Annotated in this window: 14 protein-coding genes; all 14 read left to right on the top strand. The window is 32.6% G+C overall.

The features are described from left to right. Positions 1-62 precede the first annotated feature (62 nt). The 14 genes from ACTCDL_RS07205 to ACTCDL_RS07140 all read left to right on the top strand — a co-directional run bounded on the left by ACTCDL_RS07205 (position 63) and on the right by ACTCDL_RS07140 (position 21,247). Complete coding sequence (locus ACTCDL_RS07205) at positions 63-869, top strand: Cof-type HAD-IIB family hydrolase (protein ID WP_463175445.1); 807 nt, start codon at positions 63-65, stop codon at positions 867-869. Between the two features lie 337 nt (positions 870-1,206). After that, a complete protein-coding gene (locus ACTCDL_RS07200; RefSeq protein WP_463175443.1) occupies positions 1,207-2,232 on the top strand; it encodes an alpha-hydroxy-acid oxidizing protein in 1,026 nt (341 codons plus the stop codon). 158 nt (positions 2,233-2,390) lie between these two features. Beyond that, the gene (locus ACTCDL_RS07195; protein WP_463175442.1) at positions 2,391-3,431 is read left to right on the top strand and encodes a nicotinate phosphoribosyltransferase; all 1,041 of its coding nucleotides are present in this window, start codon (positions 2,391-2,393) and stop codon (positions 3,429-3,431) included. A gap of 608 nt (positions 3,432-4,039) precedes the next feature. Continuing rightward, complete coding sequence (locus ACTCDL_RS07190) at positions 4,040-4,759, top strand: YesL family protein (RefSeq protein WP_463175441.1); 720 nt, start codon at positions 4,040-4,042, stop codon at positions 4,757-4,759. A 26-nt stretch (positions 4,760-4,785) separates the two neighbouring features. After that, positions 4,786-5,754 (top strand): ROK family protein, encoded by a 969-nt coding sequence (locus tag ACTCDL_RS07185; RefSeq protein WP_463175440.1) that lies wholly within the window; start codon positions 4,786-4,788, stop codon positions 5,752-5,754. Between the two features lie 85 nt (positions 5,755-5,839). Then, on the top strand, positions 5,840-6,157 hold the full coding sequence (locus ACTCDL_RS07180) for a PTS lactose/cellobiose transporter subunit IIA (RefSeq protein WP_463175439.1): 318 nt from the start codon (positions 5,840-5,842) through the stop codon (positions 6,155-6,157). 88 nt (positions 6,158-6,245) lie between these two features. Next, positions 6,246-7,166 (top strand): HPr(Ser) kinase/phosphatase, encoded by a 921-nt coding sequence (hprK, locus tag ACTCDL_RS07175; protein WP_463175438.1) that lies wholly within the window; start codon positions 6,246-6,248, stop codon positions 7,164-7,166. A 57-nt stretch (positions 7,167-7,223) separates the two neighbouring features. Continuing rightward, a complete protein-coding gene (locus ACTCDL_RS07170) occupies positions 7,224-7,694 on the top strand; it encodes a HutP family protein (RefSeq protein WP_463175437.1) in 471 nt (156 codons plus the stop codon). A 1,399-nt stretch (positions 7,695-9,093) separates the two neighbouring features. Next, positions 9,094-10,665: a carbohydrate porin gene (locus ACTCDL_RS07165; protein ID WP_463175436.1), complete on the top strand. Its 1,572-nt coding sequence runs from the start codon at positions 9,094-9,096 to the stop codon at positions 10,663-10,665. Between the two features lie 474 nt (positions 10,666-11,139). After that, positions 11,140-12,972 carry an alpha-amylase family glycosyl hydrolase gene (locus tag ACTCDL_RS07160; protein ID WP_463175434.1) on the top strand — a complete coding sequence of 611 codons (1,833 nt, stop codon included), beginning with the start codon at positions 11,140-11,142 and terminating at the stop codon, positions 12,970-12,972. Positions 12,973-13,525: 553 nt separating this feature from the next. Continuing rightward, positions 13,526-14,437 (top strand): Ig-like domain-containing protein, encoded by a 912-nt coding sequence (locus tag ACTCDL_RS07155; protein ID WP_463175433.1) that lies wholly within the window; start codon positions 13,526-13,528, stop codon positions 14,435-14,437. 87 nt (positions 14,438-14,524) lie between these two features. Further along, positions 14,525-17,809 (top strand): alpha-amylase family glycosyl hydrolase, encoded by a 3,285-nt coding sequence (locus tag ACTCDL_RS07150; protein ID WP_463175432.1) that lies wholly within the window; start codon positions 14,525-14,527, stop codon positions 17,807-17,809. A gap of 301 nt (positions 17,810-18,110) precedes the next feature. Next, positions 18,111-19,931: an alpha-amylase domain-containing protein gene (locus tag ACTCDL_RS07145; protein ID WP_463175430.1), complete on the top strand. Its 1,821-nt coding sequence runs from the start codon at positions 18,111-18,113 to the stop codon at positions 19,929-19,931. A gap of 434 nt (positions 19,932-20,365) precedes the next feature. Then, positions 20,366-21,247 (top strand): glucodextranase DOMON-like domain-containing protein, encoded by an 882-nt coding sequence (locus ACTCDL_RS07140; protein ID WP_463175429.1) that lies wholly within the window; start codon positions 20,366-20,368, stop codon positions 21,245-21,247. Positions 21,248-21,366 lie beyond the last annotated feature (119 nt).

Below are 21,366 nucleotides of genomic sequence, written 5' to 3'. Positions count from 1 at the left end.
AATAGAGATAGTTGATTAAAATTACTGAAATATTAAAATGATTATCGGGAGGATTAAGGAATATGAAATATAAATTAATAGCAATTGATATGGATGATACGTTACTGCCTAGTGGCTTAAGTATCTCCGATAGGACTAAACAAGCAATTAAATCAGCAAGTAATAAAGGTGTTAAAGTTGTAATTGCAACTGGGCGAATGTTCTCTTCGGCATTACCCCATTTAAAAGAGTTGGAGCTATCTGGTAAAGCTATTACATATAATGGAGCCTTAGTCACAGAGATAGATTCAACTAAGACTATAATGCATAAACCAATTGATTTAAATTCTGTTCATAAGATTATCGATATAGTAAAAAAAGAAGATTTACATTTAAATGTATATATTGATGATATTCTATATGTCAATAAATTAGGTGTTGAAGCAGATTATTATGAAGAAATTTCAGGGATAAAGCCTGTTTTAATACAAGAGGATCTTAGTGATTTTGTGGACAGACCTTCGACAAAATTATTAATAGTAGAAGAGAATATCAAGAAAGCAGATCAGATAGAAGAGAGATTAAAAGAAGAGCTTGGTGATATACTAAATATTACCCGATCTAAGGCCAATTTTATAGAAATTATGAATAAAGAAGTATCTAAAGGTAATGCTTTATCCCAATTAGTAGATGATTTAGGGTTGAAGTCTGAAGAGATAATTGCTGTTGGAGATAGCTTTAATGACTTAGAAATGATAGAATATGCAGGTTTAGGAGTAGCTGTAGCTAATGCTAGAGATAAAATAAAGGAGAGAGCAGATTATATCACTAAGTCCAATGATGAAGATGGTGTAGCTGAATTGATTGAAAAGTTTATTTTAGCTGAATAATAAGGAATCAATATTTTAAATGGTTAATTTTAGAATAATTGGTTTTTGTTTTTAATAAAATGAGTTAAGAAAAGAGAATGTAAATTGATTGGTCTGTTGATAATTTGTAAAAAGCAAATAGATGATTATTATAGTCATCCAATTTTAGAATGAAACAATAAAAAGATAATACGACAGTTTCACCCCCCCCTCTAACTCCCCCTGATAAGGGGAGAATATTAAGTCCTCCCCTTATCAGGGGGAGGATTAGGTGGGGGTTGCTTTTAGAAAGTGTCGCAATATATCCATTAAATTACACTTTAGACTTTGATATCTAAATTATAGTAGGAGGTTTATAATGGAATTAAATCAGGTTTATAATAATGCTAGAGAGAGGATGAAGGGCTATTGTAGAGTTTGTCCCTTTTGTGATGGTAAGGCCTGTCGTGGAGAAGTTCCAGGTATGGGTGGAGCAGGTACTGGGTCAGCCTTTCAAGCAAATATAGAGGCTTGGCAGAAGTATAAATTAGAGATGAGAACTATTCATCAAGTTCAAAATCCTGATACTAAATTAGAGCTATTTGGAGTAAAGTTAAATATTCCAATTATTAAAGCACCAGTAACAGGGAGTAGTTATAATATGGGAGGAGCACTATCTGAAGAAGAGTATGCTAACATAGTCGTTGAAGCAAGTAAAGAGTTTGGTACAATAGCTATGACTGGTGATGGTGCAGATCCTACGATGTACAATTCAGGGTTAGAAGCAATTAAAAAGGCTGATGGCTTTGGTATAGCAATTATAAAACCAAGAAGACAAAAAGAAATTATTGATAGGATAAAAGAAGCAGAGAGAGTAGGAGCTTTGGCAGTAGGAGTTGATATTGATGGAGCAGGTTTGATTACAATGGCCTTAAAGGGGCAACCAGTAGGACCTAAGAGTCAAGAAGAGATAGAAGAATTAGTTAATAGTACTGATTTGCCTTTTATTTTAAAGGGGGTTATGACCTTAGATGAAGCTAGAATAGCTGCTGGAGCAGGGGTAGATACCATTGTTGTCTCTAATCATGGTGGACGTGTTTTGGATAGTACTCCTGGAACTGCTGATGTTTTAACAGAGATAGTTAGCGAAGTAGGTGAAAAAGTTAAAATATTAGTGGATGGAGGCATTAGATCAGGTATAGATGTCTTAAAAGCATTGGCTTTAGGTGCTAATGGAGTTTTAGTAGCTCGACCTTTAATTATTGGAGCTTATGGTGGGCAAAAAGAAGGTTTTAAGTTGATTTTAGAAAAGATGAAAACTGAACTGAAGAAAGCTATGATTTTGACAGGTTGTGAAGATATTTCAGCAGTTAAAGGGTGTGTTTTGAGAAAGGTTAATAATTAACTTTTACTTTTAAGCAGGATAATTTCTTTATATTATAGAAATTAAAGAAATAAGTACTTACTATTAAATTTAGGTTAAAATTTGTTTAAAATAATTAATGTTAGAAATAGATATTCAGTTTTTAAAATACTATTTATAGAAGGGGAAGGAAGATTAGGATGATTGACAAAGAATTAAAGACATTAGAAGATGTAAATAACTTCAAAGTAGATAAAGATAGAGATTTATTCTCTGCAACTCATGAAGAGATAGAGATTGGAGCAACAACAGATATTTATTTTATTAGAACTAAAGAGATATTAAAAAAAATGGAATTACAAGATACTACTGTTGTAGCTGAGATTTTTGCAGGAGGTGCTGGGATTGTAGCAGGGATAGATGAGGCTTTAAATCTATTGAAGAAGAAGGATATTAAAGTATGGTCTCTAGAAGAAGGAACGCAGGTAGAAAGAAAAGATGTTGTAATGAGAATTGAAGGTGCTTATAGTGATTTTGGTATCTTTGAGACTGCAATCTTAGGTATATTAGCCAGTTCTAGTGGCTGGGCTACTGCAGCAAAAGAGTGTAAGGATGCTTCTGGTGATAAACCAATGTTATGCTTTGGTGCTAGACATGTACATCCAGCCATTGCACCAGTAATGGAGAGAGCAGCTTTAGTTGGAGGAGCCGATGGAGCAAGCTGTATCTTAGGTGCAAAGTTATTTGGGAAAGATCCTTCAGGTACTGTCCCTCATGCTTTGATTTTGACTGTTGGTGATACCTTGGAAGTAGCTAAGGCATATGATGAATTTATGCCTGATGATGCTGCAAGAATAATTTTAGTTGATACCTTCCAAGACGAGGCTGTTGAAGCATTAAGACTTGCAGATGCTTTAAAAGAGAACCTTGATGGAATTCGCTTAGATACAGCCTCTGAACGGGGAGGAGTAACACCTGGGCTAGTAAAAGAAGTAAGGGCAAGATTAGACCAAGCAGGTCATAGCCATGTGAATATCTTTGTATCTGGTGGTCTAACTCCAGAACGAATAATAGAATTGAAGAGTTTGGGAGTTAATGGTTTTGGTGTAGGTAGCTATATTTCAGGTGCTAAAGCTATTGATATGACTATGGATATCAAAGAGATTAATGGTAATCCTATTGCTAAAAGGGGTAGAATCCCAGGTAAAACTGATAGTCCAAATTTAAAAAGAGTATTTTAATTGATAGATTTTGATATAAAAATTGATAGTTAAGTATAATTATATGAGAGTTTATAATTTAATTTAAATATATCCTTATATTATATATAGAAAAAGCGACATTTAGGAGGTAGGTGGGTAGGGGTTAGGAAAATCAAACTACCTAACTACCTAACCCCTAACTACCAAAGTGAAAATAGTCGCAATATATCTATTAAGTTTCACTTTAGAGTTGGACTTCTATAGATCAATTATTTTTTAGAATAAAATATTTATTTTGAAAATTGCAGGATGTAAAGTAGACTATGTAGAAGTATTTAGAGTTGTAGGATATATATAAGTTGAACTAATGTTTTTCTCTAAAGAATCAAAAAGTCTTTTTTGCAACGAATTAACACGAATTACACCAAAAAGAATAAATTAATAGTTTAGAATTTTCTTTGTTTTAAATTCGCTATATTCGTTGCTAAATAAGTTGAATTATTGATTTTTAATTAATGAAATTAATTAATTCAATCTATATAGATTGAATTAATTTGGTTTTAAAATATTTTATAAGTAGGTTTTATTATTTTAATCTTTAAATATCCTATCAAAGTTCTTTATTTTCTAATGTTTGTAGTAAAAGGATGGAGATTATGACTGTTTGGAATTTAATTAAGAAGAGTTACAAAGAGATATATAGAAATCTTTTTTCTATATTTCTTAGTAGTATGTTATGGTTTTTGACTGCAGGACTAGTGATTATGTTCAGTTACATAAGTATTCAAGTTAAATTTTATCTTCCTATTATAATAGGGTTAGTTATAGTTGGACCTATGACTGCTCAATCTTTTTATGTCAGTAATAAAATTGTTAATTATAAACAGGTTTCGATAAATGATTTTTGGATTGGAATAAGAAAATATTTTTTAAAGTCTTTGCTTATTTCTTGTTTATTGGTTATGGTGGTGTCTATTTTGACTATAGACTTTAAATTCTTTATGAATTATCAATATAAGATTGCTATAATATTAACTCCTTTATATATTTATCTGTTAATATTTTTAGGTATGATCAGTATTTATGTGTTCCCTTTGATGATAGAATTGGGGGAAGGAAATGAAAACGATTCTATAGGTACTATATTTAAGTATGCAATTACTTTAACTTTAAATAATTTATTATATACTTTATTTATCTTTTTTAATATTATGGTGTTTGGTGTTTTGAATATAGCTCTTTTATTTGGTTTATTTATATTGTTTATGGGGGGGATAGCTTTAATAGCTAATAATGCTACTATTAATTTATTGGTTAAGTATGGTGTTAAAAAGCAGGTTAATGGCCCCTATGATTTTAAACAATAATTATACATACTGAGGAGGGAATGTTTTTGCAAAAAGAATATGTAGTTGGTGTAGATTTAGGTGGAACAAAGATTTTAACTGCAGTAGCTGATTTACAAGGTAATATTTTAGCTAGGGTAAGGAAAGATACAGAAGCAGATAAGGGAAAAGAAGTTGTTATTCAAAAGATTAAAGATACAGTTTATGAAGTTATAGAAGAGGTTGGTATAAAGTTATCTCAAGTTAAAGGGATTGGTTTAGGAGTGCCAGGGCCTGTTGATATCAAAAAAGGTATTATTAAGCATACTCCTAATTTGGATTTGGATAATATTAATATTATTGAAGAGCTTGGGGAACTAAATACTCCTATCTTTTTAGAGAATGATGCTAATGCAGCTGCTTTAGGTGAAAAGTGGTTTGGTGCAGGAAAAGAAGCAGAAAATATGGTTTATATGACTGTAAGTACTGGAATAGGTGGGGGAATTATAATCAATAAAGAGATATTCCATGGTGCTGGTGATGCTGCTGGTGAGATAGGTCATATGACAATCTTACCTGATAGTGAGATTCAGTGTGGCTGTGGGAATTATGGTTGTTGGGAAGCGATTGCTTCTGGAACTGCTTTAAGTAAATTAGCAAGAAAAGCAGTTGAGACTGGTCAAGATACTTTAATGAATGAACTTGTTAGTGATCTTTCAGAAATCAATGGAGCAGTTGTGGCTAAAGCAACTAAAGAGGGTGATATATTAGCTAGAGAGGCTATGGATAAGGTTGCTGAGTATTTAGGAATAGGAATGGCAAATCTCATTAATATTTTCAATCCTGATACTATAGTTATAGGCGGTGGAGTTTCTCAATCTTGGGAATTGATGGAAGAAAAAGCGAACTTAACTATAAAAGCAAGAGCAATGGACTCTTTAGTAGATGATGTTAATATCATTACAGCACAGTTAGGTAGTGATGTGGGTGTATTAGGAGCAATAGCTACTGCTTTAGCCGAATTAGATTTACTATAGGTATCCTTAAAACTGGTTATGTCAGAGGCATTTATAAATTCTTCTGATTGTAATAAATTAAATAAATTTCAAGGGGGTTTTTGATATGGAGAATATAAATTTAGACAAGACTGCTTTTCAAATTACATTACATGGAGGAAATGCTAAGGATTTAGCCAATGATGCATTGGTTGCAGCAAAAAAGGGAAACTATGAACAAGCAGAGGAATTATTAGCAGAAGCTAATAAAGAATTTAATCTTGGTCATGAAGTGCAATCTAAGGCTATGCAAAAAGATGATAGTGATAATAGAATAATTCCTACTCTATTATTGGTCCATGCAAAAGATCATTTAATGGCTGCTAAAACAGAAATCAAATTAATTAGCGAATTAATTGAATTACACAAGAAATTAGATAAATAGTAAGTATTTAAAGGTGAGTAGTGAAGAATAAATAATTATATTTGTTTACTACTCACTACTCGCTATTTACTGATTAAGAGGTGGAATAATGAATAATATATCTGTAGAAAAAATATTAGAACATTTTCAGTTGCAGCAGATTAATCAAACACCAATTGAAAATACAATTATGGTTAGTGACATTAAAAGACCGGGTTTAGAGCTAGCTGGATTTTTTGACTACTTTACTCCTGACAGAGTACAAGTTTTAGGAAGAACAGAACTCTCGTTCTTACAAGAATTACCAAAAGAATTGTTGATTGAGAGATTAGATAAATTTTGTAGCTATGATATTCCCTGTATTGTTATTACTAGGGGACTAGAACCACCACAAGAGTTGGTGGATTTATCTCAGAAGAACCAAATTCCATTACTTGCTACAGATTATTCGACAACTAGCTTTGTTAGTAGATTAACTGACTATCTAGAGGGTGAATTTGCACCAGAAGTTACTAAACATGGAGTTTTAGTAGAAGTTTATGGTGTTGGAGTATTCATTAAAGGTGACAGTGGAATTGGTAAAAGTGAGAGTGCCTTAGATTTAGTAAAGAGAGGTCATCGACTTGTAGCCGATGATGCAGTTATCATAAGGAGGTTCATGAGAGGAGCTCTTGTTGGGCGTTCTCCTGAAATTTCTAAACATTATATGGAATTAAGAGGATTAGGAATTATTAATGTAAGAACACTTTTTGGTGCTGGGGCTGTTAGAGAAGAGCAGTCTATAGATTTAATAGCTGAATTAGAGAAATGGGATGATACTAAAAATTATGATAGATTGGGTATTCAAGATGATACTGAAGAGATTTTGAAGGTTACTGTACCTAAAGTAACTATACCAGTAAGACCTGGAAGAAACTTGGCTATGGTTATGGAAGTGGCAGCAATGAATTATCGCTTAAAGAGTACAGGATATAATGCTGCACAGGAGTTTACTAAGAGGTTAGAAGAGACTCTTAGAAATGGAAATTAGCCATAAGTTAATAAGGCTTACCTATAATAAAAATAAGAACAATGGGGTGAATATAAGGTGAAGTTAAATCAATTTACAGTAGAGGATATTGTTAGAATAGATGGTGGAAGAGAATTAGGAAAGCTTGCTTCAGTTTTGTCTATGGTAGATGACAAACATGATGATACAATAGTAAAAGCTATAATTAATGAAGGTTTTGGAGCTGTTATTACTCGGGCAGGAGGTAAGGGAGAAGACTTAAAAAACAAGGTATTACGTAATGCTTTGGGAGCAGCTGTCAAGGGTGATGTAATAGATGATGGTATTCAAGATCGTCGTGTATTGACTAGATGCGTTGAGCGTGCTTTAGTTGGATTAAATGGACCAATGAGTAGTATTTCTGGTGCAGGAATTAAGATTGGAATAGTAAAAAAAGATGCTCATTTAGCTGTTGCTATTCATGGTAAGATTGGAATACCAGGTTTAGATATCGACCATGAGATTTCTGGACTTGGTGTTCATTACTATGGTCTAGTCAATAATGATTAAATATTTTTGATTTATATCTATTTGTTAAAATTAAATAAATTTTAAATAATATATATGGACTGATAACGTTTTACATTGACAATTATAAATGTGTTTAGAGAACTATTACACAGAGCCCTAAGGTGTGCTTTTTCAAAAGGTACTCTTGGGGTGATAAATATGAATTTTCAAAGATAGAGATAGCGAAGGTTATAACATTTATTTTTTAATTAATTCTTATCTTTATTAATTGGTAGCTAATTATTTGTTCTTATCCTTTATATAGATTGTAGTTTTATTAAAGCTCAATAAATTACTAAAAGGATTATTGGCTATCTATTTTGAAGAAGGAAGGTACGCTAAAAATTGTTTTTGGATTTAATTAGACTAAAAGTTCTTTATTTTTGTTGGTTATTTTTCTATACAGATGAAAATAATAAAAAAAATTAAAATTTAAGCAGGGATTTGAGATAATACCAAGAAGTATATAATTACAGTAAAAAATAATTTATTTACAAGTTTATAAAGAAACTTTACTGTATATCTTAATTTGAACTATAAGTAAAAAATAGGTATTAAATAATCTAAAATAACGATTGCAAGGAAATTCGTTTTATGGTATAATAATCATATAATGTAATAAGTTTAAATAATGCTGTTTTTCGAAAGCTAAAAAGAATTATAATTATTAAAGTTATAAGTGTAATTATTTTAGAAGTAACCATTTTTAATAATTGAATAGGGATAAGTTTTTAATATAAGTTTAGAATACCCCATATAATAGGCCTACTTAGAATAAGGTCAATTGATGTTGGGTATTTTTTGTTTGTTAGCTAAATTTTTTATTTTAGGTTAACAAATAAGCATAAAAGGTATTAATTATTTTTTAAACTTAATTAGATTGCTTATCAGCTGTTTCTTTTACTAGGAGTTCAATAAGAATATAATAGGGGTTTATTGTCTTCTTTATGGAAACGTAACCATGTTATCTGTGAAAACGTAACCAATAAACTATAATTTTTACTTAGTTGATTATTTCTATGCCCTGATATATTTTTGTGGTATATCAAATTTCTGAATTAATACTTATGTCAGTAATGTTTTAGCTATCAATTATATAGCTAAACTAAAGGCAAGGGCATGGAGATCAATATAAAGTGAGTTCTTAGTTTCAGGGGGGAGTTTTCTTATCTCCCCTGAAACTTAGTAGAACGAATCCAGTACCGTAGTGTCTCTTTATCTCCCGCTTAATAGAAGCTCTAAAGGATGACCTAAAAATCAGGCCTTGGGAGTTTTAGAGACACTAGGATATCGGATAAATTTCATTCCGTTAAGGGGGTGATGGATACTTAGGTTAGTTAGAAATTGGAGTCATTTATAATTTTAATTAAAAACTCAAAAAAATTTAGGGGGTATTGAATTGAAGAAAAGATTTAGTTTATTTTTAACAGTAGCATTAATGCTTACACTAGTTGCAGTACCAGCTTTTGCAAAAACTTCAGTTAGACCTGGGGACAATGGAAAAGTAGAGGTAACATTTACTTATGCAGGAAATCTTGATGCAAATGCAGTTTATGTAGCTGGGGAATTTAATAACTGGTTACCAAACTTCCCAACCTACAAAATGAAGAAAGAGAATGGTGTATGGACACTTACTACACAATTAGAAAAAGGTAAGTATCAATACAAGTTTACTGTATATGGTGGTGGAATGCTTCAATGGATCAAAGATGATGAAGCAGCAAGTTTTGCAGCTGATGGATTTGGTGGACAGAACTCTGTTGTAATCGCTGATCCTAACGCAGGTTTAGCTGATCGTGTTGTTGCCTTAGAGAAGCAAATGGCAGTAACTAATATTGGATTCAACTATAATGGTTATGCTCGTATGGGATATATGATGTCTGGTAGAGGTGGAGCTCAAAGTAGTTCTTTCCAACAAGATGGTGCTTGGAGTAAGTACAGATTAGGAAATGAAACAGATCATTTCATTGAAAATACTTTAAGTAAGAAATGGACTGGAGATAATGGCGCATGGGCAAAAGCTACATTCTTATTTGCTCATCAAGATAATAGTAATGGTGGAACTTGGTTAAATAGTGAAGATTCTAATTTTGTATGGCGTCAAGCTTATGCAGAAGCAGGAGGAATGGATTTTGCACCAAACTTAACTTTCTGGGCAGGTAGAAGATACTACAACAGAAGAGATATCCATATTACTGACTTCTATTGGAGAGATATGAGTGGTGTTGGTGCTGGTGTACAAGGTATTGATGCTGGTATTGGTAAATTAGCTGTTGCATTCTTAGGTGCAAGTGATGGTAGTAATGATGTAGACCTAGGAGCTAAATCACAACAAACTCTTGATTTTACTCTTTCTGGAATTGAAGTACCTGGTGGTACTTTAGAGTTAGACCTTGCACCATCATGGTCTAAGTCTGTAGAAGGAGAAGATGATCAAGATGGATTCATTCTAGGTGGAGTATATGATAGAACTGACTTCTTTGGATTAAAAGATGGTGCTTCAACAGTTGCTTTATATTATGGATCAGGTCTTGGTGGAAACTTAAGTACTGGTGCAACATGGGCAGATGAAGATAGAGAACTTACTAGATTTGTTGCTTATGGTGTAGCTAACTTAACAGATAACTTAGATCTTATGCCTGTATTAACTTATCAAGTAGTTGACGATGGTACTTCTGCTGATGATACAAAGTGGTTATCTTTAGGTGGAAGATTAGTACAATATGTAACTAATAACTTTGCAATGCAATATGAGTATGGTATGGATAAGGTAACAGATAATGGAATTATGCACAAATTAACTGTTGCTCCTACTATTAAATGGAATAGTAGCTTCTGGGCTCGTCCAGAGTTAAGATTCTTTGGTACTTATGCAACTTGGGATAAAGATGAAGTTAGCGGTAGAGGTGGATATGCTAACGATGAAGATTCTGGCTTCACTTATGGAGTTCAAACAGAGCTTTGGTGGTAGAAATCACTTTAAGACCCTATGTTTAAACATAGGGTCTTAATCCTTTTTTAAATCATTAACAATAATTAGAATTTTTTAAAATTTAAGGGCAATGTTAAGATTAACAACCCCGATATGCAAGTTTGATTACTGCATATCGGGGTTGTTTTATTATTTGGTATTCATATTATAATGTATTATTTATGACTTATTATAGGTGTGTAAATTTAAAATGAGACTTACTGGGGCTATTGAGACAGTTTCGCTGTCAGGAATTAGGAACTTGGAAGCTGTGTTTTTAACTGATTTCAGACTCCAGATTACAGATTTCCGAAAATCTCTGAATATCTATACTATAATAATATTTTAGCTGTTTAGATGCCTAGCCTCTGGTTATTATTTGCTATAAACTTATAAGACTTTGTAGAATATACAATAGCTAGAGCTAATGAATATATTAATTTCATAAAATCAAATCAATGGAGGTAGAGGTTAATGCTAAAAATGTTGAATAACAAGAGATTGATGCTATTAGCTGTACTCTTATTAACTTTAGGTTTATTTGTAGGTTGTAGTAGTAGCAGTGATGATAGTGGAAACGATATAGCAATACAACCAATAGAGAATCTAATGGTAGAGGTTACAGTTCCAAGTGATAGTGCTATAGAGAATATTGCTGTTTCTCTTAGAAGTGTAGATGTGGCAGAGACTATAGCACCCCAAACTCAATCGGTAGCTAATGCTGATGATAAGGGAGTTCTATCATTCCCGTTTTCAAATTTAAAGGGGAATAAGTATAATGTAATTGCTAGAGCAGAAGATTCAAATGGAAATAATCTGTATATTGCTTCAACTACTATTACAGATTCAACTAAAACCGCTATAGATGCAAATCAATTTTCGACTATAGAGAAGATAAGTGATATCGATAATTTAAGAATTTATCAGGTGATGGTGGAAGCATTTCAAGATGGAGAGCCAGGTGGATATGGAACTGGCTATGGACCAAGCCACCACAATGGAGATTTAAGAGGTATAATTGATTCTTTAGAATATATCAAAGGTCTTGGGGTTAATGCTATTTGGATGACTCCTGTATTTAATTCAAATACTGGGGAGATTAAAGGGCAGGCAACAGGGTACTTTGCTGATGATTATTATAATGTTGATCCTAAATTTGGTACAAATGAGGATTTAAGAGAATTAATAGATAAAGCTCATGGATTAGGATTATATGTATTCTTAGATGGAGTATTTGGACATCATGGTGCAGATCCTATAGATGGTGTAGTTGATTATGAAGCACAATGGTATGGAAATAAGGTTAAATATCCAGATAGTTTAGAATATTTTAAAGATGTAGCGACTTATTGGATTGAAGAGTATGGGATTGATGGTTGGAGATTAGATCAAGCATATCAATTGTATCAAGATGGGACTAACTATTGGTATGAAATACGACAAGCTGTAAAAGAAGCTTCTGCTGCACGTGAGGCTTCAGGTGAAGAATGGGGAACATTAGGTTATATGGTTGGTGAGATATGGGATGGTTCTGGAGATCAGATAGCAAGTGAGGGTTATAGCCAAGATGGATTAAAATCTGCTTTTGATTTTCCAATGAGATATTCCTTAGTACAGGTGTTAGCAACTCAAGAGGATACTTCAGTATCTTGGGGATATGGTCAACCTGTTTCCAAGTTGGATTCATATGGATTTTGGACTCACACTAAATATCCTGATGATGTACACCCTAATTTGATGTTGACTAACCATGACTTAGTTAGATTTGGAGATTTAATTCAAAGAGCTCCAAATTTAGGATATGGTAAAGGAAATAATGATTACTGGAAACGACATAAAGCAGCGTATAGCTTTTTAGCAGCATATACTGGTCCGATTACGATGTATTATGGTGATGAGATTGGTAGAGAGGTAGAAGGGTTTGTAAATGAGGGTGATAGTGGATACTACGATGACCATGCCTCTCGAGATTCTGGTAAAGTATCTGGATTTACTGCTAAAGAAGAGGATTTGAAAGACTATATTACTAGTTTAATGAAGATGAGAGCAGAACATCCAGCTTTATGGAATGGAGAAAGAACTAATCTAGTGGCAGGTACAACTCAATATGCTGATCTTAAGACAGACCCAGATACTGGTGAGAAGGTATTATATCTTTTGAATACAGGGACTTCTAATACTACTATTTCTGTGTCTATTGACGGTGCTAAATTAGTTGATTTATTGACAGGTGAAGAGATAATTGGTTCAGGTAATTATGATATTCCAGTAGAGAGCTTAACTGGACGATTCTTTAGCATACAATAATCACACCATCTAATTTAATAAAACCAGAGATATATTAATGATATTGTGGTAATTTAGTGGCGGGTGATAGGTAATTAATTTGCTCTTTCTTTTACTACCGATTATCCGTTACTTCTTACTTATCTATAATAACATTATGAATGTAGTTTATTGCTTTAATTATGATTAATTTTAATTATTTGATAAAAAATTAAAATTAAAGAAGGATTTTCATTATTTATATATAAATATTAATAAGTACAATAATAACCAATAATTTTTATAAGTATATAACAATTAGTTTGTTAACATATTATGCATAATTAGTATAAATACAGTTAACAGCTACTACTTATTTTATAGTCTGACAATAACAATACATAATAATATAAGCCTATAAGAAAACGTATCCATGGAGATTTTATATCTTCTTTAGGGTATGTTTTTATTTTTGTTATGGCTAGTTATAACTATTAGGTAGGAGGTGGTAGAGCATAGGAAGTAAAAATTGGTTTTAGAGGTTTTCTTATTTTATATTATATAAAGAAGATAATTGATTAGAGGAGGGTTTTAGTTGAAGAAGATATTTAGCTTATTATTGATTTTAGTTTTAGCTTTTGGATTGGTAGGTTGTTCAAGTAGTGATGATGATGATGCAACTATTGAAAGTCTAAATTTAGATACTACTTCTGCTATAGTTAAAGTGGGTAGTGAATTTAAGTTACCAACAACGGCAACAGCTCTTATGAGTGATGGCACAAGTAAGGAGGTAGCTTTAACATGGAATAAGGAGGTAGATACATCCACAGCTGGAGTTTATACTTTCACAGCTTCAACTGAAGATACTGATACAACAGTAACTTTTGAGTTAGATGTAAGAGAAACAGTAGATGTTAATGTTGATTTACCTACTGAGTTTCCAACTGCTCCAGGAGCACCAACAGGATTTAGTGCAACTGCAATTGATTATGGTGTAGAGTTAACTTGGGACAATACTGCTAGTAAATATTTAATTTATCGTGGAAATAGTGTTGATGATAGAAGTCCTCTATTTGAAACTGCAATTACTGAAAATAGCTATACTGATGATCAGTTGTTCCCAGGTGATACATATTACTACTGGATTAGAGCAATCGATGCAGATGGTTTGAATAGTGATTTTGCAGGTCCAATTAAAGCTATACCTACAGGATATAATGGGGTTAAAGTACACTTTAAATATACAGGAACAGAGACTCCATGGATGTATGCTTGGGAACTTGATGGAGCACCTGATATTTATCAAGGAGCTGGCTGGCCTGGTGCACCTCTTACAGTAGAAGGAAATGATTGGTATGGCGCTGAGTTAGAGGGGTATAGAAGTGTTGGAATTTTATTCACTTTAGAAGATGGAACTAAACTTACAGAGCAGAATCAATCTCGTGATCAAGGTGAATGGTGGTATATGGATGGAAACTGGTATGATAAAAATCCAGAAGCTCAATAATATATAATTCTGAAAGATTATTTTTCAAATAGAATTGAGAATTTAGAGTATATAAAAAAATGATAATATAGAAAGGTAGGGATTAATTTGCAATCGATATTTAGAAGAAATAAATTATTATTAGTATCACTATTACTAGTTACACTTTTTACTTTGGTAGGTTGTAGTAGTGGTGGAGATGATGTTAGTGAAGTTACTACAGGTACTTCGAAATTAAATGTAATTGTTGCAGATTCTGCTTCTATACAAGCAGTTACTGATAACTTTACACCTACTAGTATTGAGGTTGTTGTAACTAATGAAAGCAAGGCTGAAGATACTGATTCTCAGACTGCTTCACTAGATGATGGTAAACAGGCTTTTAGTTTCAATGATTTGATGAAAGGTGTAAAATATAACGTTACAGTAAATATAAAAGATGAGAAGGACTATACTGTATTTACTGATACTGAATCTGTATTAATCAAAGATCAGGACAATAAGGTTACTCTTACTCCTAAAGTAGCAGATGCTGAAGGGATAATAGTTAACTTTAAAGATATTCCTGTAGGTAGCTCTGGAGAAGTAGTATTACTACCTATCAATGAAAGTGCAGATATTGTAATTGATGCTAATCTTGCTAGAGCTAGTATCAAGGCTCAAATTCCAGGAAATGACTATACTTTACAAGTTAGATTAGATGGTGAAGTTGTTAAAGAAGGAGAAATCAGCCTTCTACCAGGTAGAGTAAGTGTTGTAAAAGATACACTAGATCTTAATGATGGAATTAAACATTTAGGTGAGATTGAGACAACGTGGCAAGTACCAGGACCAGCATTATCAGTTGATGATAAGAATGGAGACTTTGTTGGTGGTTTAAACTTGACATTATATGCTGATAAAGATGCTACAGAAGCTCGTTATACTACTGATGGTAGTGACCCTCAAACTGGAACTTCCTTTGAGTATGGGGAAGAAATAACTATTGGTGAAGGTGCTGCAATTGGAGATAAGGTAGTCTTAAAGCTTTATGCTAAAAATGCAACTGGTGGAGAGACTGTTCAGGAATATTCTTATACTAAAGCTTATGATGAAGCAATTCCTAGTGACAGTAATAGTACGATGCCTTTAGGAGCAGTATATACTCCTGAGTATACTAGTTTTAGAATTTGGTCTCCAGATAGTAGTGATGTAAAAGTAATCGTAGATGGTCAAGAGTATGATTGTACTTTATTAAGTACTTTTGAAGCTAAAGGTTTTGAGTATAGAAATGTTTATCACGTTAAAGTTGAAGGTGACTTAGCAGGTAAGGAGTACCAATTTGTTATTAATGGTAATAAAGTTAGAGACCCTTATGGTGTAATGGTAAAATATGATGAGGACTTAGCAACAGGGGCTGAGGGAGATTCTCGTCAAGAAAATGGTGCTGACCTTACAGTTAATACTGGTAGTAGTGCTAATATAGTTATGGATTTAGGTAAAGCAGATATTGGTTGGTCACCAAGACCTCAGTTAGTAGAAAGAGAAGATGCTGTAATTTATGAAATGCATGTTAGAGACTTTACAATCGCTGATAATTCAGGAGTTTCTGCTGATAAAAAAGGTAAGTTCCTAGGAATGGTAGAAGGTGGAACTACTATACCTGGCACTGATGTTAAAACAGGTATTGATCACTTAAAAGAGTTAGGAGTAACTCATGTTCAAATTATGCCTTTCTATGATTTTGCTACTAAGTTAAATCATGATACTGGTCAAATTTATAACTGGGGATATGATCCAATCAATTATAACGTACCAGAAGATAGATACTCTATGTCTCCAGATGATTATGAGGCAAGAGTTAAAGAAGTAAAAGATATGATTAATAAATTCCATGAAGCTGGAATTAGAGTAATTATGGATGTTGTTTATAACCATAGTTATGATAAAGAGATGTTTAGAGATATTACAGGGGAATACTATACAGAAAATGATTTATCTGGTTGTGGAAACTCTATAGATACTGGTGAAAGAATGGTTAGTCAGATGATTCTTGACTCTTTAGATTATTGGGTCGATCAATACAATATTGATGGATTTAGATTTGATTTAATGGGTATTTACCATACTGATGAAGTTAAGAGATGGGCAGAGTATTTAAATGATAAATATGATGACCGTAACCTATTAATTTATGGAGAGCCATGGGCTGCAACATCTGATGATTTAGAAGATGAAAAGATAAGAAAAGGACATATTTATGAATTAGAAGAGCAACATGTAGGTGTGTTTAATGATAGTATCCGTAATGCAATTAGAGGTCAAATGAACCAAGCTGGAGGCGGATACATCTTCGGTAATGGTGGTGCAGAAGATATTATGATAGGACTTAAAGGTTCATTAGCTGATGGTGTTCCTAGTGGTCCATGGGCAGCTGAGTTTACTTATGATCCAGAACAGACAATCAATTACATGTCTGCTCATGATAACTTATGTATAGGTGATAAGATTAAGGCAGATATTGATGCTGGAAATATTCAACCTGCAGATGCAATGAGTATAAGCAAGTTAGGAATAGGTGTAGTATTAACATCTCAAGGAATTCCATTTATCCATGGTGGTGATGAGATGTTAAGACAGAAGGACAATGGAACTGAACTTGCTGAACAAGCCCATAACTCATATATGTGGGGAGATAGTATTAATAAGGTTGACTGGAATTGGAAGCAAGAGCATAAAGAGTTATTTGATTATTACAAAGCTTTAATCCAATTAAGAAAAGATCATAAAGCGTTCAGATTAACAGAAGCTGCTGATATTAATGAATATGTAAATTTAAGTAATGATGGAGATGTAATAATCTCTATGATTAATGGAGATGAAATTGCAGATGAAGATTGGGGAGATATCGTAGTAGTATATAACCCAGGTGATGCTTATAATTATAGTTTACCTACTGGTACATGGAGAAAGGTCTTTGATAATAGTGGATCAGTAAATGAAGTGATTTCAGATAATAATGTGACTGTTGAAAGCAGATCAATTACTATCTTTGAAGGAACTGCAGAAGGTGAGTTAACTCCAGGTGATGGTGAAGGTACAGATACAGAAGAAGATGTAGTATATACTCACTGGAAACTTACTTTCGACCCTGCTTTATATGACTTAGATCCAGCGGTAATTGCTGATGTTCATTTAGCAGGTGGTATGAATGGTTGGGATTCAGCTGATCATACCTATGACTTAGTAAAACAAGATGATGGAACTTGGAGTGCAACTTGGTCTGTTGATGAGTTAATAGAAGGAACGGAATTTAAATGGATTGTTGATGGAGAATGGACTCCAGGTGGTACAGGAAACAATTTGGTAGTTGAGAATTCTCAAGATGGAATTGAAGGGGTAGTACAAGAATAGAGACTAAATCTTAATAGTTTTTAATACCAGTATAAAGTTGATATCAACTTTATACTGGTTAATTTATATGAATAACTAGTTACAGTAATTTTATCTTTATGATAATTTAATCAACTTATCTTAGTTTATCTATAATTAAAAAGAGGTTTCTGAAATTTCAGGAACTTCTTTTTTCTTAATAAGAACTATATAGCTTATTAGAGTTAATTTTAAGTGTTTTTCTGTATGCAATTGCAGGAAAATTAATAGATTTAAAGAATAAAAAGAAGTAAGATAATAAATACAGAGAGGAGAAATAAAATTGAAGAGAAGTATTCATTTATTTATTTTAATTGCAATTTTAGCTCTAGCAATAACCTTAACAGGATGTCAATCACAGGGTAATCAATTTTCTATAGTGGATTCAGACTTATCTGATTATAACCTTCAAGCGTTAGATTATACATTAACAAGTTTTGAGTTGAAGTTTAATCAAGATGTTGAAGAAGTTAAGGTATCATTAGTGGAAGGTGAAAGTACTAAAGTAGTTGAAGCTACTGTAGAAGGTGATAGAGTTGAATTAACTGGTTTAAATTTAAAGCCCAAAACAAGTTATCAGTTAGTTGCTAATATTAAGTCTGTTGCTGGAAATGAATTATCTAATAGAACTAACTTTACTACTGATAGATCTTATCCAGAGATAAAAAGACCCAATAAGACCTTGATGCAAACGTTTTATTGGGAGATGAACAAAGGAGAATATAAAAACAAATATCCAGAAGAAGCGAATTTGTGGAATTTACTTGCTAAGCGTGCAGATGATTTAGCTGCTGTTGGTATTACTGAATTGTGGGTTCCACCTGCTAATAAAGCCCATGAACAACAAGATGAAGGTTATGGTACTTATGATTTGTGGGATTTAGGGGAGTTTGATCAGGTTAATACAGTGAGAACTAAATATGGTACAAGAAAAGAGTTAGAGAATGCTATAGCTAATCTTCATCAAAAGGGAATTAAAGTTTATTATGATGCAGTATTCAATCATAGAATAGCTGCAGGATATCAGAATGTAGAGGGTTCTATCTTGGCATCTGGTGAGAAAGTAAAGACTTATACTAAGTTCTATCCTCTTAAGGGAAGACAAAAGTATTATAGTAAAGCTGATCAATGGAAATGGGACTGGCATGCCTTTGATGGTGTGGATTATGCTGTTGATAGAGGGAATATGGCTCCTCAGAACTTTGAAGGTAAAGAATGGGATAATACCTTTGAAAAAGATTATCTATTAGCTGCAGATGTTGATTATCAGAATAAAAATGTTAGAGATGAAATGAAGGAATGGGGAACATGGATAATAAATGATATAGGTTTTGATGGATTTAGATTAGATGCGGTAAAACATATAGATTCTGATTTTATTGATGAGTGGTTGACTTATGTTCAAAAAAATACATCTAAAGATATATTTGTTGTAGGAGAAGCATGGATAGAGAATACTATGGGATTGACCTTCTATCTTTATGGGATAGATAATTCTGATTATACTGTCTTTGATTTTCCTTTAAGAAAGACCTTTGAAAACTTAAGGTCAGGTACTATGAATATGGCTGCTTTAAGTAGAGCAGGGATGGTTAATAAGGCTGGATTTAAAGATAGATCCGTTACTTTTATCGATAATCATGATACTGGTCGTGACCATGTTGAGTACAAGGCTCCAATTAATGTTAGAAAATATCAAGCTTATACTTATATTTTAATGAGAGAGCATGGACTTCCTATGGTTTATTGGAAAGATTATTATCAAGATGGAATGAAAGAGAATATAAATAAGCTGTTGAAAGCAAGAAGATACTTTGCCTATGGTCCAGGACATGAAGTTGCTAATAATGATACAAATATCTATTCTTATGTTAGAGAAGGTTTGGATGATAGTCCAGGAACTGGATTAGTGATGATGATATCCCAAGGTGTTTCAGGTGATATAACTACTAAACGTATAAACTCTACTCAATCTAATACAGAATTTTATGATATTACAGGTAATGTTGCAGAAAAAGTTCTGACAGATGCAGAAGGTTATGGTCAATTTAAGGTGAAAAATGATGAAGCAACTGGCTGGAGTGTTTGGGTGCCAGTTGAGTAAAGGATAATGAAGATATTGCAACAATTTAGTTATCAGAAATTAGGAATCGATTATCAGTAAAATCAACAGTTTCCTGATTTTTGTGAAAATGTATTAATACCACTTTAGCCACAGGTTTTAACCTGTGGTGCCTGCATAGACTACGGGTTAAAACCCGTGGCTAGATAATAATTTAAACTTATTATTACTTGTAATCACAAAGTTTGTTGTTGAACCTGAATTAATTTTAAGTAAATATTAATTTTGGAATAGATTATAATATCTATTCCTTTTTTTATTTCATATTACTTATTTGCTTCTCATAAGAATAAAGTGAAGAATTTGTTTTTCCTCTATCTAATGAGTTATTATCAACTTTATTAATAAGATAGTTGATTTTAGAGATAATAGTTGTTAGATAAAGAAGAAAATGTATGATAAGGAGAGATATTCTTATGGGTAAAATAAAGCTTATCTTAGCTATCTTTTTTATTATATTCTTTTCATCACAGTTAGTGCAAGCAGAAGAGAATATTATTTTTGAAATGAATGACCCAGTAGGGGACGAGTACGGTCCTGGAACTTATACTTATCCTAAAAATGAACAGTTTAGTCCCTATGAAGGTCTATTTGATTTAACTTATTTTAAAGTAGAGGATGGTGGGGAAGATTATAAACTTTATTTTAAGTTTGTAGCTTTAACCAATCCTTGGCATGCTAAGTATGGGTTTAGTCATCAGTTAATCGAACTTTATATTAGTAATGGAGAAGAGGGTAGTGTGAAGACTTTTAAAAAAGGAGCAAATGTTAAATTTGAAGATAGGCACCCTTGGCAGAAGTTGATTAAAATAACAGGCTGGTCTTTAGAAGTTTTTGATTATAGGGATGATGTAAATGCAGATAAAAGGTTAAAAGAGGATAGAGTAAAGATTTTAGATGATAAGAAGACCATTGAAGTTAGTGTACCTAAAAGCCTATTGGGTGATTTAACTGAAGCCCAGTATTATCTATTAATAGGTTCTTTAGATGGCTTTGCTTATGATAATTATCGAGAGGTTGTTAAAGATTCTCAAGGGTGGAAATTTGGTGGTGGAAGTAATACTGATATTAATCCAAATGTGATAGACACCTTAGTTCCAGAAGGTATGAACCAGAAAGAAGTATTAGGGGCATTTAATTTAGAGACTGGGGAGCTATCAACTTTACGTGCAGTTGGAGTAGAATTAAAATTGCACTGGAAATTTACTATTATTTTTGCTTTCTTAGTTATCTTATTAGCTACTATAATTGGTACTGGAATTAAATATTTGGCTAAGGTGTTTAGCGATTATAATTAAAGAATTATGATGATGGTATATATAGATCTCCAAGTCTAAAGTGTAATTTAATGGGAATATTACGAAACTTTAGTGTCAGGAATCAGGAACCTGGAATCAGTATGTTCTACAGATTCCTG

It is taken from the genome of Orenia sp. (assembly GCF_055140805.1).
The sequence above is the reverse complement of the archived record's forward strand: the minus strand, read 5'-3'. Positions and strand labels throughout refer to the sequence as shown.

Bases quoted from the DNA above. Each gene is read 5' to 3' on its own strand.
- hprK (WP_463175438.1), top strand. From the start codon at position 6,246: ATGAATAATATATCTGTAGAAAAAATATTAGAACATTTTCAGTTGCAG.
- ACTCDL_RS07200 (WP_463175443.1), top strand. From the start codon at position 1,207: ATGGAATTAAATCAGGTTTATAATAATGCTAGAGAGAGGATGAAGGGC.
- ACTCDL_RS07205 (WP_463175445.1), top strand. From the start codon at position 63: ATGAAATATAAATTAATAGCAATTGATATGGATGATACGTTACTGCCT.
- ACTCDL_RS07160 (WP_463175434.1), top strand. From the start codon at position 11,140: ATGCTAAAAATGTTGAATAACAAGAGATTGATGCTATTAGCTGTACTC.
- ACTCDL_RS07180 (WP_463175439.1), top strand. From the start codon at position 5,840: ATGGAGAATATAAATTTAGACAAGACTGCTTTTCAAATTACATTACAT.
- ACTCDL_RS07140 (WP_463175429.1), top strand. From the start codon at position 20,366: ATGGGTAAAATAAAGCTTATCTTAGCTATCTTTTTTATTATATTCTTT.
- ACTCDL_RS07190 (WP_463175441.1), top strand. From the start codon at position 4,040: ATGGAGATTATGACTGTTTGGAATTTAATTAAGAAGAGTTACAAAGAG.
- ACTCDL_RS07195 (WP_463175442.1), top strand. From the start codon at position 2,391: ATGATTGACAAAGAATTAAAGACATTAGAAGATGTAAATAACTTCAAA.